The sequence below is a fragment of the Halomonas icarae genome, assembly GCF_009901955.1.
Lineage (GTDB): Bacteria > Pseudomonadota > Gammaproteobacteria > Pseudomonadales > Halomonadaceae > Halomonas > Halomonas icarae.
The window spans coordinates 283,935-296,439 of the sequence record NZ_WUTS01000001.1; the positions used below are offsets into that span (position 1 = coordinate 283,935).

Below are 12,505 nucleotides of genomic sequence, written 5' to 3' on the forward strand. Positions count from 1 at the left end.
ATTAGCGTTCGAGCTCCAGCGTCAGTAGGTGATAGGTGACGGGCAGCCCCTCGGGTTCACGCAGGGCTTCGAACCGTTGTGAGGCGTGAACAAGGTCGGCCCGGGTCAAATGGCCCCTGGGGCGTGAGGCCTGGGCACCGATGCCCTTGATGGAGGCCATTACCGCGGTCATGTCGGGATAATGGAATCTTGGCCGACTTACCTCGACCGCGACGCGACGAAAACCCGCCAGGCAGGCGGCCTTGCGATAGTGTTCGGGGCTGCGAAAGTCGAGCAGGGCGGCGTGACGACCGGGCCGCTTCCAGGCGAAGCCCACTTCGCTCAGGGTCTCGGGGCCGAGGGTGTTGATCAGGGCGCGACCGCCGGGGCGCAGCGTGCGATACAGCTCGGCCATCACGGCGTCGAGGTCGGGGCACCATTGGAGGGCCAGGTTGGAGAACACCAGCTCCAGGCTGGCATCGGGCAGTGGTAGTGCGCCGGCATCAGCGCAGACCCAGTGCACCTTGTCGCCTCGCTCTCGTTGGGCGACTTCCAGCATTCCCGGGGCGATATCGAGGCCAATGACGCGGGCGTCGGGTGCATAATCATCGGCCAGTCGCTGGCTCCAGCTACCCGGGCCGCACCCGAGATCGAGGATTTGCATCGCTCCCCGGGGGAGCCTGGCCCAGAGAGTTTCGCCCATGTCCTGCTGTGCCGCCGCCAGGCGCTCGTAGTCATCGGCGGCGCGTGAAAAGGCATGGGATACACGCTGTTGCCAGCCGCCGGATGCCACCGTGGGAGTCAAGTCTGGTGAATTCATGGCTGGTGAATTCATGGCAGCACCTCGAGATTGGCCGCGCTCCTACTCCCAAGGCACTCCCGGGAGAGTTCAATCAGAGTCGTCACCAGGGTGGCTGGGCGTGACAGCATGGGGCAGTGGCCGGCCCCGTCGATGGTGTGATCGGCATCTTGCCGTCGTGTCGCGGGCAGCAGTGGGTCGTCGGTTCCAGACAGGAGGCGCATCGGGCAGGGTGGCTCGGCCAGGGGGCGACTGTTGTCAAGCTCGGCAAGCCATTGCAGCCCGGCGGCAAGGCTAGTCAAATCGGGGGGAGGGCCCTCACCGAGCAGGTCGAGAAGGTGTCGGTATGCGTCCCGGGGAGACGCCTCTCCGCGCAGCATCCAGCGTCGAAAATGTGCCAGGGTCGCGTTCGGGTCTCGAGCGAAGGCACGGCGGAAGCGGCCAAGCTCCTGCTGTGTCACCCCCTCTGGGTGGCAAAAGCGTGGGCCCATGCCGATCTGGATCAGCCCCCGGGGCGGGGGAAGCGCAGTCGACGCAAGGCCGAGCAGGGTGGTTGCCAGCATCCCGCCCAGGGACCAGCCAACCCAGACGGCGTCTCGGGGGAGGTCGTCGATAAACGCCCCGGCAAGGGCTTCGAGGTCTGCAGGGTGCTCAAGGGCCGGCTGGGCCCCGTAGCCAGGCCAGTCTGGCGTCTCGATGGTGACCCCAGCCGGCCATATGGGCGCCAGGGGCTGCCAGACTCGCGCATCGATACCCCAGCCGGAAAGTAGCACCAGACGGATCATGCCAGGGGCTCCCCATTGGCCATGAGGCTCCTCTCCTGGCATTCGGCCAGGGCATCGATCAGGGCGTCTATATCATCGTCGGCATGGGCGGCGGAGAGGGTAATACGCAACCGAGCCTTCCCGCGTGGCACGGTCGGCTCGCGAATGGCGCCGACATTGATGCCACGCTCGGCGAGCCGTGTGGCCCAGGCCATGGTCGTTGTGTTGTCGCCGAGCACGATTGGCTGAATCGGTGTGGCGCTGGCCATCAGCGGTAGCCCGAGCTCGCTTGCTGCCGCGCGGAAGCGGGCAATCAGGGCATGCAGACGCGCGCGCCGCTCCGGCTCTTCAGCAAGGATATCCAGGGCTGCCAGGGTGGCGGCTGCCACCCCGGGTGGTTGAGCCGTTGTGTAGATGTAGGGGCGCGCGAATTGGATCAGATGCTCGATCAGTGCCTCGCTCCCCGCGACGAAGGCCCCGGCGGTGCCAAGCCCCTTGCCCAGGGTGCCGACCAGCACGGCTACCTCATCGACGCCGTAGTTGCGGCCCACGCAGCCGTCGCCTCGCTCGCCCAGCACGCCCATGCCGTGGGCATCGTCGATCATCAGCCAGGCAGCGTGACGACGAGCGGTGGCCGCCAGGCCGGGAATATCGGCCACGTCGCCATCCATGCTGAAGACACCGTCGCTCACCACCAGCCTGGGGTGGTCTGCCGGGCTGCGCGCCAGTAGTCGCTCGAGGTCGGAGAGGTCGGCATGGTGGAAACGACGCGAACAGGCGCCGGCCAGCCTGGCGCCATCCAGCAGTGAGGCGTGGTTGAGGCGGTCCTGAAAGACCCGGGTATGCGGGTCACAGAGCGCCTGAATCACACCCAGGTTGGCCATGTAGCCGGTGGAAAAGAGCAGCGCTCGGGAGCGGCCGGTGAGCTCGGCGATACGACTCTCCAGGGTCTCGTGAACCGCCAGGTGGCCGTTGACCATGTGCGAGGCTCGGGCCCCGCCTCCGTAATGCCGTGCTCCCTCGGCCATGGCCTCGGCCAGGCGCGGGTCCCGAGAGAGGCCCAGGTAGTCATTGCCGGCAAAGTCACGCAGCCGGCTCGCCGGCTGACGTGTCGCGCGGTGTCGCCACAGACCGCTAAAGCGGCACGCGCGGGCGCGTTCGGAAAGACGGCTTGGCCAGTCGTGCTGGGTCATGGCTCAACGCTTGTCGCATCATAGGCCAGTTCGCCGACCCGAGCGGCGGCCTGCTGTGCCGACTGCTGGACAAGGTCGGCTTCAACGCTTGCCTGGATCCAGTCGTCGTCGGCGCAGGTTTCCCTGCGCTCCGGATGCAGGCCGAGCCGGGAGAACAGCGCCCTGTCGCGCTCCGCCTGGGGATTGGCGGTGGTCAGAAGTCGGTCCCCATAGAAGATGGAGTTGGCGCCGGCCAGGAAGGCCAGGGCCTGGGTCGAATCATCCATCTGCTCGCGTCCGGCGGAGAGACGCACATGGCTCTGCGGCATCAGAATGCGCGCCACGGCGATGGCTCGAATGAACTCGATGGGGTCGAGATCCTCGACATCTTCCAGAGGGGTGCCGGGGACCTTGATCAGCATATTGATTGGCACCGACTCCGGATGCGGCTCAAGGCGTACCAGCTGCTGGAGCAGGGCGGCTCGGTCGCGGGGAGCCTCACCCATGCCCAGAATCCCCCCCGAGCAGACCTTCATGCCTGCCTCACGGACCTGGGCGAGCGTATCCAGACGCTCTGCATAGGTTCGCGTGGTGATGATCTCCCCGTAGTAGTCGGGAGAGGTATCGAGGTTATGGTTGTAGTAGTCGAGCCCTGCACGGGCGAGCCGCGCGGCCTGGTCGCCATCGATCATTCCCAGGGTCATGCAGGTCTCGAGCCCCAGCGCCTTGACCCGGCGGACCATCTCCAGCACCACCTCGAGATCCTTGTCACGCGGGCTCTTCCAGGCCGCCCCCATGCAGAAGCGACTGGCCCCGGCGGCCTTTGCCGCCTGGGCCTCCTCCACGACCCTCTCGATCTCCAACAGCTTCTCCTTGCCAAGGCCGGTGTTGTAATGGCCGGACTGGGGGCAGTACTTGCAGTCCTCGGGGCAGGCGCCGGTCTTGATCGAGAGCAGGGTGGAGACCTGAACGGCGTTGGGGTCGAAGTGGGCGCGATGCACCTGCTGGGCACGATAGAGCAGGTCATTGAAGGGCAGTGCGAACAGCGCCTCGATCTCATCGAGACGCCAGTCGTGGCGCATCTCGGCCGGTGCGGCTAGGGTCTGGGAATCGGCTGTACAGGCTTGCGACGCTTGAGACATGGGGGGAGACGCCTATGGTCAACTTGGTTCGTAGAGAAAAGTTGACGAACAGCTTACGGGCCGGGTTCGAGATGTCAACCAGAATAAAACTTATGGTTGACAGAGCCCTGCGCCGCGCCCTGCCTGGCCGCTGTGCCTTCTGCCTGGCCCCAACTCTCGATGATCGCCCCTGGTGTCGCGACTGCTTCGAGACACTGCCCTGGAACCTGGCCGCCTGTCCTGTCTGCGCCGAGCCGCAGCCGGTGGCAAGTCAGGGGCGCCGGTGTGGTACTTGCCTGCGACGCGCTCCTGCCTTCGTGCGTGCTCGGGTACCACTGCGCTATAGCGAGGAGGTGGTCTGGCTGGTGCGGCGCTTCAAGTTTCGGGCCTCGCCGAGGGCAGGGATGGTGCTGCTGGCGTTGCTGGAGGCGTCGCTCACCGAGGAGGCGCGGGCCTGGCCCCAGGCACTGGTACCAGTGCCGCTGCATGCCAGCCGTGCCCGTGACCGAGGTTTCGATCAGGCTGAATGGCTGGCGAAGCGCCTGGCCCTGCGACTGAGGGTACCGTTGCATCATGGCACTCGTCTGCGTGATACGCCCAGTCAGCGTGGACTCGATCGCCAACAGCGCCGGACCAACCTGCGGCGCGGATTTAGCGTGGTGGAGCCTCTGCCATCTCGAGTGGTGTTGCTCGACGATGTCATGACCACCGGGGCGACCCTGGAGGCGCTGGCCCTGGCCTGCCTGGCCGCCGGGGCCGAGGAGGTCGAGGCCTGGGCGATAGCCCGCACGCCGCTGGGGGGAAACATGAGTCAGGCCTGGTAGAGTAGGGGTTTTCTGGAGGATGGACCATGGACGCCGATCATCACCCCTTCTCCACGCTGTCGCCGGCTCGGGTCGTGGCGGCCATCGAGTCGCTGGGGTTCTGGCTGCCCGGTGAGCCCTTTGCGCTGAACAGCTACGAGAACCGAGTCTACCTGGTTCATGATGACGAGCGTCGTCGCTGGGTGGCGAAGTTCTATCGACCAGAGCGCTGGAGCGACGCGTGCATTCAGGAAGAGCACGACTTCCTCGCCGAACTCGCGTCAGCAGGCGTGGCGGTGGCCGCACCGTGGCGTGATGAGGATGGCCGCAGCCTGCTGCATGCCGAAGGGTTTCGCTTTGCGCTCTTTCCACAGCACCCCGGCCAGGCCCCGGAGCTGGAGAATCCCGACCATCTGTTTGCCCTGGGCGAGCTGATCGGCAGCGTGCATTCCGTGGGGGAGCGTGCCTCCTTCAGGCAGCGAGGTGTGTTGGACCTGGACGCGATGGTGATCGATGCCCGCCAGCGGGTGCTCGCCGGGCCATGGCTGGACCGTCGTCAGCGACAGGCCTACGAGCGGGTCTCGTCGGCACTGCACGAGACGCTGGCGGCGTATCGCTGGAGTCCGGAGCAGCAGATCCGGGTCCACGGTGACTGCCACATCGGCAATATCCTGGGCCGCGACGACCACTTCGCGCTGGTGGACTTCGACGACTGCCTGATGGCCCCGGCAGTGCAGGACCTGTGGATGCTGATCACCGCACAGTCGCCCGAAGAGCGGCATATGCAGCTCTCGGAAGTGATCGAAGGCTATGAGCAGCGGCGTGAGTTCGACCGCCGTGAACTGGCCCTGACCGAGCCATTACGGACCCTGCGGCTGATGCGCTACAGCGCCTGGCTGGTGTCACGCTGGGAAGATCCGGCCTTTCCGGCCGCTTTCCCCTGGGTGGCCGATAACGGCTACTGGGAGTCGCATATCAGAACGCTGGAGCAGCAGCGCCTGGCGCTGGATGGCGCGCCGCGCTGGCTGGCATGAGGGGCCTGGGCATGTCGAAGCGACCAGGCCCTGGGCGATGCAGGCACGGTGTAGCATGCGGCGCAGGATGGCCCGTACCTTGAATGCGAGGTTGGCCAGTTCGGGGGAGTACCGCTAGAGGGTAGCGTGGGCCACGAAACGGCCTTATGAGTCGCCGGGATCGGGCTGATCGCCGGGAACCGGATTGGCGACACCGCTGCCTTCGGCCTGACGTCGCTCGATGTTGATCTGTTCCGACGGGTTCTCCTGCTCTTCGATGGCCAGGTCGCTGGCGAGCTGGAGCTCGAAGCCGTGCTCCGGAGAGAGCTCACAGAGACCATCCTGACAGGCGTCGATGCCGAACTTGCCGTCGCTGCCGAAGGCTGCCGCGGAGATCTCGCCACTGTAGATATGGCTGTCGCTGCCTTCGGTATCGATGCAGGTGACGCTGGAGGTGGTAAGGCGAATGCGCCCGCCATCGAGCTGCGCGTTGCCAACCATCACACAGTAGTCAGGTACCTGATGGCTACCGGCACCATTGGCAACCGGGCGCATCAGGATGTCGTCCCGGCGCGGAGTGTCGGCGTCGAGCTTCAATGATTCGACAACCTGCACTTCGAGACTCGCATCGGCAGGAAGCTCCAGGGTGTCGGCAAAGGCCAGGGTGGGGGCCAGCAGCAGGCCCAGTAACAGGGAAGTCTTGGTCATGTCGGGCTCTCGCGGAAAGGTCTGCACAGCATGAAAGCTTGCATACTATCACAGACTGATGCATCCACTCAGTGACCTTGTCGGGGTGCGGCAGCATGTCGCGAGTCGAGCAGAGGAGGATGAACCCAAAAAAGTAGGGTGGGCGTGGCATGGAGTCGGTTGGGTGTGGTGAGGAGCCGGTTGGGCGTGGCGAGGAGTCGGTTGGGTGTGGCGAGAAAAGGAAAGTGCCGGCGAAGTGCCGAACCTGGAGGGCGGGCTGATAGACTATAGGCTTGGAATGTTAGAATCTTGTACACTTTGAAGATTCTGTATATATACTGCACATGAATTGCGGCAACCAGCGACGACTTGACGGAGCCCCCCATGACAGAAGAGCTCGCCAACCACTATCGGCAGATTATCCTTGCGCTAGGCGAGGACCCCGAACGGGAAGGGCTGCGTGATACGCCAAAGCGGGCCGCCAAGGCCATGCAGTTTCTCAACCACGGCTATCTCCAGTCGCTGGAGGAGATCGTCAATGGCGCGGTCTTCGAGTCGGAAACCGACGAGATGGTGCTGGTCAAGGACATCGAGCTCTACTCCATGTGCGAGCACCACCTGCTGCCCTTTATCGGCAAGTGCCATATCGCCTATCTGCCCAATGGCAAGGTGCTGGGCCTCTCCAAGTTTGCGCGTATCGTCGACATGTTTGCTAGGCGCATGCAGATCCAGGAGAGCCTCACCCGGCAGATCGCCGAGGCCGTGCAGGAAGTAACCGGCGCCCGGGGCGTGGCGGTGGTAGTCGAGGCCCGCCACCTGTGCATGATGATGCGTGGCGTCGAGAAGCAGAACTCCAGCATGACCTCTTCGGTGATGCTCGGTGGCTTTCGAGAGAATCAGGCGACCCGCCAGGAGTTTCTGACCCTGATCAACGGGCGCTGAATCGATCCAGGCGCACGACACGGACGTAATTCACAGGTGCACTTATTGAGGAGAGTCGGCCATGCCGCTGCACGCCATCGATGACCAGCACTTCGATCACGGTCTGGCGACCATTCGCATCAAGAACCTTCGCCTGCGCACGCATATCGGCATCAAGGAGGAGGAGATTGCCAACCGCCAGGATGTGGTGATCAATGCGGTAATTCGCTATCGCGCCGACAAGGCAGTGGCGTTCAACCATATCGAGCAGGCGTTGAACTACCGCACCATCACCAAGCAGGTGATTGCCCACGTCGAGGAGAACCGCTTCCTGCTGCTCGAGCGCATGACCCGCGAGGTACTCGACCTGATCATGTCTCACGAACAGGTGCTGACGGCCCAGGTCGAGATCGACAAGCCCCATGCCCTGCGTTTCGCCGACTCGGTTTCCATCACCCTGTCCGAGAGCCGCAAGCCGCGTTGATCTTACCGTGGGAATAAGGTGGCCCCGTCACTTGGAGTGTCGGGGCTTTTGCGCTTAGCATGAGGGCAAACTGGTCAAAGCCGCAATGCGGCGGGAGAACGACATGGAAGCCCTCAAGGAAACGCAGCTCTACTGCCCCTTCGCCTATATCGATGGCAGCTGGGTGGCCGCCGACAGCGGCGAGCAGATTCAGGTGATCAACCCGGCCAACGGCGAGGCCGTAGGCGATGTCCCGCGCCTTGGGCGTGCCGAGACCGAGCGGGCCATCGAAGCCGCCAACGTTGCACTGCCGGCCTGGAAGGCACTGAGTGCCCTGGAACGCGCCGATATCCTGATGAAGTGGCATGACCTGATGCTCGAGCATCAGGATGATCTTGCAATGATCATGACTCATGAGCAGGGCAAGCCACTCAAGGAGGCCGCCGGGGAGATCGCCTATGCGGCCAGCTTCCTGCGCTGGTTCGCCGAGGAGGCTCGGCGCATCTACGGCGAGACCATTCCGCCTGCCAAGGCCAATCAGCGTATCGTGGTGACCAAGCAACCCGTCGGTGTGGTGGGCGCCATCACCCCCTGGAACTTCCCGGCGGCCATGATTACCCGCAAGGCAGGCGCGGCGTTGGCTGCGGGCTGCACCATCGTCTGCAAGCCCGCCAGCCAGACCCCATTCTCGGCCACCGCGCTGGCGCTGCTGGCCGAGCGCGCCGGCGTGCCACGGGGGGTGTTCAATGTGGTGCCGGGGCGGGCGTCGGAAATTGCCGCGGCCATGACCGAGTCGCCGTTGGTGCGCAAGATTACGTTCACCGGTTCGACCGAGGTGGGGCGCGAGCTGATGGCCAGCGCCGCGCGGCATATCCAGAAGATTTCCCTGGAACTGGGCGGCAATGCGCCCTTTATCGTCTTCGAGGATGCCGACCTGGACGCCGCGGTCGAAGGCGCCATGGCGGCCAAGTTCCGCAATGCCGGCCAGACCTGCGTCTGTACCAACCGATTCCTGGTGCAGTCCAGCGTCGTCAATGCCTTCTGCGAAAAGCTTGCCGTGGCCATGAACAGCGAGCTCAGGGTTGGTGATGGCACCGAACCGGACGTCAATATCGGTCCGCTGATCGACGACAAGGCGGTGGCGAAGGTCAGCGAGCATGTCCAGGACGCCGTGGACAAGGGGGCAGAGCTGCTGCTGGGGGGGCACCCACACCCGCTGGGAGGCAACTTCTTCACGCCAACTCTGATCAGCTTCGCCACCGAACAGATGCAGGTGGCCCGTGAGGAGACCTTTGGTCCGCTGGCGGCGGTATTCCCCTTCGATGACGAGGAGAGTGCCGTGGAGATGGCCAATGACACCGAGTACGGCCTCGCCGCCTACTTCTACTCCCGCGATCTGGGCCGCGTATGGCGTGTCGCCGACGCCCTGGAGTACGGCATGGTAGGGATCAATACCGGGCTGATCTCCAACGCCGCCGCGCCCTTCGGTGGTGTCAAGGAGTCTGGACTCGGTCGCGAGGGCGGCCACCAGGGGCTGGACGAGTTCCTGGAGACCAAGTACCTCTGCATCGACCTGGGGTAGTAGGGACGAGGTTCGAAGGGCGAGGTTCGAGAGATCTCGCCCCTCGCCCCTCGCCCCTCGCTTCAGGCGTTAGTGGCGGAAGTGACGCATGCCGGTAAACACCATGGCGATGCCCGCCTCGTTGGCGGCGTCGATCACCTCCTGGTCACGCATGGATCCGCCAGGCTGAATCACCGCGGCGATGCCGGCGGCGGCGGCGGCATCGATGCCATCACGGAACGGGAAGAAGGCATCGCTGGCCATCACCGAGCCGGGCACCGAGAGGCCCTCATCGGCGGCCTTGATGCCGGCGATCTTGGCCGAGTAGACACGGCTCATCTGGCCGGCACCCACGCCGATGGTCTGCCCATCCTTGGCGTAGACGATAGCATTGGACTTGACGTACTTGGCCACCTTCCAGGCGAAGGCCAGATCGCGTAGCTCCTGCTCGGTCGGCACACGCTCACTGACCACGGTGAGCTCATCGCGTCCCACCATGCCGAGGTCACGATCCTGCACCAGCAGGCCACCGGTGACACGCTTGAAGTCATGGGCATGGCCCCGCTCGCCAGGCCAGCTGGCACCCACGTCGAGCAGGCGCACGTTCTGTTTCTCGGCGACGATCCTGGCGGCCTCGTCATCGACTCCGGGGGCGATGATCACCTCGACGAACTGGCGGTCGATGATGGCGCGAGCGGTGTCGGCGTCCAGTGGCACGTTGAACGCAATGATGCCGCCGAAGGCGCTGGTGGGGTCGGTGGCGAAGGCCTTGTCATAGGCTTCCCGCGCGCTGGCGCCTACTGCTACGCCGCAGGGGTTGGCATGCTTGACGATGACGCAGGCGGTATCGGTGAAGGCCTTGACGCACTCGAAGGCGGCATCGGTATCGGCGACGTTGTTGAAGGAGAGGGCCTTGCCGTTGAGCTGCACGGCGGTAGCCACGCTGGGTTCACTGGCACCGGCCTCGACGTAGAAGGCCGCCTGCTGGTGCGGGTTCTCGCCGTAGCGCATGGACTGCTTTTTCTCGAACTGCAGGTTGTAGGTGCGCGGGAAGCCATCCTCACCACCCTGCACCCGCTGACCAAGGTAGTCGGCGATGGCAGCGTCGTAGCCCGCAGTGTGCTCGAAGGCCTTGACGGCCAGGTCGAAGCGAGTGGCTTCCGACACCCTGCCATCCTGGGAAGCGATCTCGCCCAGCACTCGGGCATAGTCGGCGGCATCGACCACGATGCTGGTGTGGGCATGGTTCTTGGCGCAGGCGCGCACCATGGTGGGGCCACCGATATCGATGTTCTCGATGGCGTCCGTGAGGGTGCAGTCGGGCTTGGCGACGGTCTGGGCAAAGGGGTAGAGGTTGACCACCACCATATCGATCGGCGTGATGTCATGCTCGGCCATCACCGCGTCGTCCTGACCACGACGGCCGAGGATGCCGCCGTGGATCTTCGGATGCAGGGTCTTGACGCGACCATCCATGATCTCGGGGAAGCCGGTGTGCTCGGACACCTCAATGACCGCGACTCCGTTCTCCTGGAGCAGGCGGAAGGTACCGCCGGTGGAGAGTAGTTCAACGCCGTGCTCGCTGAGTCCACGAGCGAACTCGACGATGCCGGTCTTGTCGGAAACGCTGATCAGGGCACGGCGTACCGGGAGGGAGGAGGCTTGGGCCATGGGGTCACTCTCTTGACGTCTAGGGCGATGGATGGGGATGCGAATGGGATGCTGGCGGCGCGTGAAACGCGCCGAGGAGGGCCAGAGGCTCTCCGCTTTATATCAGATCATACTGCTTCAGCTTCTTGCGGAGGGTGCCGCGATTGAGGCCGAGCATTTCGGCGGCGCGGGTCTGGTTGCCTTGGGTATGTTCGAGCACCGAGGCGAGCAGCGGAGCCTCGACCTCGGCCATCACCATGGCATGGAGCCCGGTCACCTCGCCGCCATCCAGATGAGCGAAATAGCGGCGCATGGAGAGCTCTACCGCTTCACGCAGCGGTGGCTGCCCGTCTGTCGGCGCGGACAGCTCGGTGCTGGCATCATTCGGCGAGCGACCTGTTGCAATCTGTGGGTCGGAGGGAAGGGCTTGACTGGTCATGCGGCTCGTATTCCTTTCGCGGTCGCGCCCTGCTCGTCCGGCGCAGTGGCAGGCGAGGGGGCATGACCAAAGAGGTCGTCGATAAAACGATACTGGTCGGCACGGCTTTCGAGACGGTTGAAGTGTCCCTTCAGCTCACGCCGCTGCGCCTCGGTGAGTCGAGCATCGCCGGCCAGGTACCAGCCAACGTGCTTGCGCGCGATGCGCACCCCCATGGTGTCACCATAGAAGTCATGTAGTGCGACCAGATGGTGGCGGAGCACACTCGCACGTTCGCCATCACTGGGGGGAGGGAGGCAGTCACCGTGACGCAAGTAGTGGTTGATTTCACGGAAGATCCAAGGGTTGCCCTGGGCGCCTCGGCCGATCATCACCGCATCAGCGCCAGTATAGTCGAGGACGGCGGCGGCCTTCTCGGGAGAGTCGATATCGCCATTGGCGAAAACCGGGATCTTCACCTCCGCCTTGATGGCGGCAATGGTGTCATACTCGGCATAACCAGCGTAGCGCTGCTGACGATGGCGGCCGTGCACCGCCAGTGCCTGGATGCCGGTCTCTTCGGCCAGACGCGCTATCCGTAGGCCATTATTGCTTTCGGCGCACCAGCCGGTACGGATCTTCAGCGTGACCGGTATATCCACCGCTGCTACCACCGCCGTCAGGATCTCGGCCACCAGCGCCTCGTCGCGGAGCAGGGCAGAGCCGGCGGCCTTGTTGCAGACCTTCTTGGCCGGGCACCCCATGTTGATATCGATGATCTCGGCGCCCTGGTCAGCATTGAAGCGAGCCGCCTCGGCCAGCATGGCGGCATCGCCGCCGGCGATCTGCACGCTGCGTGGGCCCGGCTCGCCCCGATGGTCCATGCGTAGCCTTGATTTGCGGGTGTGCCACAGGCTCGGGTCGGAGGTCACCATCTCGCCCACCACCATGCCGGCGCCCAGCTGCCGACACAGCTGTCGGAACGGGCGATCGGTGACGCCGGCCATCGGTGCCAGGATGGTCCGGTTCGGCAGCGTATGGTGGGCGATGCGGGGCAGTGACTGGCTAGCGTCGAACATGGCTCGGAACGATGGCGGCAAGGGGGGCATATCATACGCCCCGCGTCGAGTAGGGTGAAGTGGTGTTGTCGGGCC

At 64.6% G+C, this 12,505-nt stretch carries 13 protein-coding genes; 5 read left to right on the forward strand and 8 right to left on the reverse strand.

The window, feature by feature from the left end; all coding sequences use genetic code 11:
- Position 1 precedes the first annotated feature (1 nt).
- From GRB80_RS01355 to bioB, 4 genes are read right to left on the reverse strand one after another with little or no spacing between them, the layout of a single operon-like run.
- Positions 2-799, reverse strand: coding sequence for a malonyl-ACP O-methyltransferase (locus GRB80_RS01355; RefSeq protein ID WP_237561898.1), 798 nt, complete (start codon positions 797-799; stop codon positions 2-4).
- A gap of 11 nt (positions 800-810) precedes the next feature.
- The gene (locus tag GRB80_RS01360; protein ID WP_161422286.1) at positions 811-1,563 is read right to left on the reverse strand and encodes an alpha/beta fold hydrolase; all 753 of its coding nucleotides are present in this window, start codon (positions 1,561-1,563) and stop codon (positions 811-813) included.
- The gene (gene bioF / locus GRB80_RS01365; protein ID WP_161422287.1) at positions 1,560-2,735 is read right to left on the reverse strand and encodes an 8-amino-7-oxononanoate synthase; all 1,176 of its coding nucleotides are present in this window, start codon (positions 2,733-2,735) and stop codon (positions 1,560-1,562) included. Before bioF ends, GRB80_RS01360 begins: the two co-directional genes overlap by 4 nt.
- On the reverse strand, positions 2,732-3,856 hold the full coding sequence (gene bioB / locus GRB80_RS01370; RefSeq protein WP_132041489.1) for a biotin synthase BioB: 1,125 nt from the start codon (positions 3,854-3,856) through the stop codon (positions 2,732-2,734). The genes bioF and bioB overlap by 4 nt, the downstream gene beginning before the upstream one ends.
- Before the next feature lie 92 nt (positions 3,857-3,948).
- On the opposite strand from bioB, the gene GRB80_RS01375 reads away from it, so the two are divergent.
- Together GRB80_RS01375 and GRB80_RS01380 are read left to right on the forward strand one after the other, a co-directional pair.
- Complete coding sequence (locus tag GRB80_RS01375; protein ID WP_237561899.1) at positions 3,949-4,659, forward strand: ComF family protein; 711 nt, start codon at positions 3,949-3,951, stop codon at positions 4,657-4,659.
- A 26-nt stretch (positions 4,660-4,685) separates the two neighbouring features.
- Positions 4,686-5,672, forward strand: a complete 987-nt coding sequence (locus GRB80_RS01380; protein WP_161422288.1) for a serine/threonine protein kinase — start codon at positions 4,686-4,688, stop codon at positions 5,670-5,672.
- A gap of 144 nt (positions 5,673-5,816) precedes the next feature.
- Here the strand turns inward: GRB80_RS01380 and GRB80_RS01385 are convergent, their stop codons facing one another.
- Complete coding sequence (locus GRB80_RS01385) at positions 5,817-6,359, reverse strand: TraB/TrbI/VirB10 family type IV secretion system protein (protein ID WP_161422289.1); 543 nt, start codon at positions 6,357-6,359, stop codon at positions 5,817-5,819.
- Positions 6,360-6,722: 363 nt separating this feature from the next.
- Here GRB80_RS01385 and folE point away from each other — a divergent pair, with 363 nt between their 5' ends.
- From folE to GRB80_RS01400, 3 genes are all read left to right on the forward strand, one after another.
- Positions 6,723-7,280 carry a GTP cyclohydrolase I FolE gene (folE, locus tag GRB80_RS01390; protein ID WP_132041492.1) on the forward strand — a complete coding sequence of 186 codons (558 nt, stop codon included), beginning with the start codon at positions 6,723-6,725 and terminating at the stop codon, positions 7,278-7,280.
- A 61-nt stretch (positions 7,281-7,341) separates the two neighbouring features.
- Positions 7,342-7,743, forward strand: a complete 402-nt coding sequence (gene folX, locus GRB80_RS01395; RefSeq protein ID WP_132041493.1) for a dihydroneopterin triphosphate 2'-epimerase — start codon at positions 7,342-7,344, stop codon at positions 7,741-7,743.
- A 103-nt stretch (positions 7,744-7,846) separates the two neighbouring features.
- Positions 7,847-9,304, forward strand: coding sequence for an NAD-dependent succinate-semialdehyde dehydrogenase (locus tag GRB80_RS01400; protein WP_161422290.1), 1,458 nt, complete (start codon positions 7,847-7,849; stop codon positions 9,302-9,304).
- A gap of 69 nt (positions 9,305-9,373) precedes the next feature.
- Here GRB80_RS01400 and purH read toward each other — a convergent pair whose 3' ends face one another.
- From purH to dusB, 3 genes are all read right to left on the reverse strand, one after another.
- Positions 9,374-10,954: a bifunctional phosphoribosylaminoimidazolecarboxamide formyltransferase/IMP cyclohydrolase gene (purH, locus tag GRB80_RS01405; RefSeq protein ID WP_161422291.1), complete on the reverse strand. Its 1,581-nt coding sequence runs from the start codon at positions 10,952-10,954 to the stop codon at positions 9,374-9,376.
- Between the two features lie 97 nt (positions 10,955-11,051).
- Positions 11,052-11,372, reverse strand: coding sequence for a DNA-binding transcriptional regulator Fis (fis, locus tag GRB80_RS01410; protein ID WP_132041496.1), 321 nt, complete (start codon positions 11,370-11,372; stop codon positions 11,052-11,054).
- Positions 11,369-12,460 (reverse strand): tRNA dihydrouridine synthase DusB, encoded by a 1,092-nt coding sequence (gene dusB, locus GRB80_RS01415; protein ID WP_374708607.1) that lies wholly within the window; start codon positions 12,458-12,460, stop codon positions 11,369-11,371. Before dusB ends, fis begins: the two co-directional genes overlap by 4 nt.
- Positions 12,461-12,505: the final 45 nt, after the last annotated feature.

Bases quoted from the DNA above. Each gene is read 5' to 3' on its own strand.
- GRB80_RS01355 (WP_237561898.1), bottom strand. From the start codon at position 799: ATGAATTCACCAGACTTGACTCCCACGGTGGCATCCGGCGGCTGGCAA.
- GRB80_RS01360 (WP_161422286.1), bottom strand. From the start codon at position 1,563: ATGATCCGTCTGGTGCTACTTTCCGGCTGGGGTATCGATGCGCGAGTC.
- bioF (WP_161422287.1), bottom strand. From the start codon at position 2,735: ATGACCCAGCACGACTGGCCAAGCCGTCTTTCCGAACGCGCCCGCGCG.
- bioB (WP_132041489.1), bottom strand. From the start codon at position 3,856: ATGTCTCAAGCGTCGCAAGCCTGTACAGCCGATTCCCAGACCCTAGCC.
- GRB80_RS01375 (WP_237561899.1), top strand. From the start codon at position 3,949: ATGGTTGACAGAGCCCTGCGCCGCGCCCTGCCTGGCCGCTGTGCCTTC.
- GRB80_RS01380 (WP_161422288.1), top strand. From the start codon at position 4,686: ATGGACGCCGATCATCACCCCTTCTCCACGCTGTCGCCGGCTCGGGTC.
- GRB80_RS01385 (WP_161422289.1), bottom strand. From the start codon at position 6,359: ATGACCAAGACTTCCCTGTTACTGGGCCTGCTGCTGGCCCCCACCCTG.
- folE (WP_132041492.1), top strand. From the start codon at position 6,723: ATGACAGAAGAGCTCGCCAACCACTATCGGCAGATTATCCTTGCGCTA.
- folX (WP_132041493.1), top strand. From the start codon at position 7,342: ATGCCGCTGCACGCCATCGATGACCAGCACTTCGATCACGGTCTGGCG.
- GRB80_RS01400 (WP_161422290.1), top strand. From the start codon at position 7,847: ATGGAAGCCCTCAAGGAAACGCAGCTCTACTGCCCCTTCGCCTATATC.
- purH (WP_161422291.1), bottom strand. From the start codon at position 10,954: ATGGCCCAAGCCTCCTCCCTCCCGGTACGCCGTGCCCTGATCAGCGTT.
- fis (WP_132041496.1), bottom strand. From the start codon at position 11,372: ATGACCAGTCAAGCCCTTCCCTCCGACCCACAGATTGCAACAGGTCGC.
- dusB (WP_374708607.1), bottom strand. From the start codon at position 12,460: ATGCCCCCCTTGCCGCCATCGTTCCGAGCCATGTTCGACGCTAGCCAG.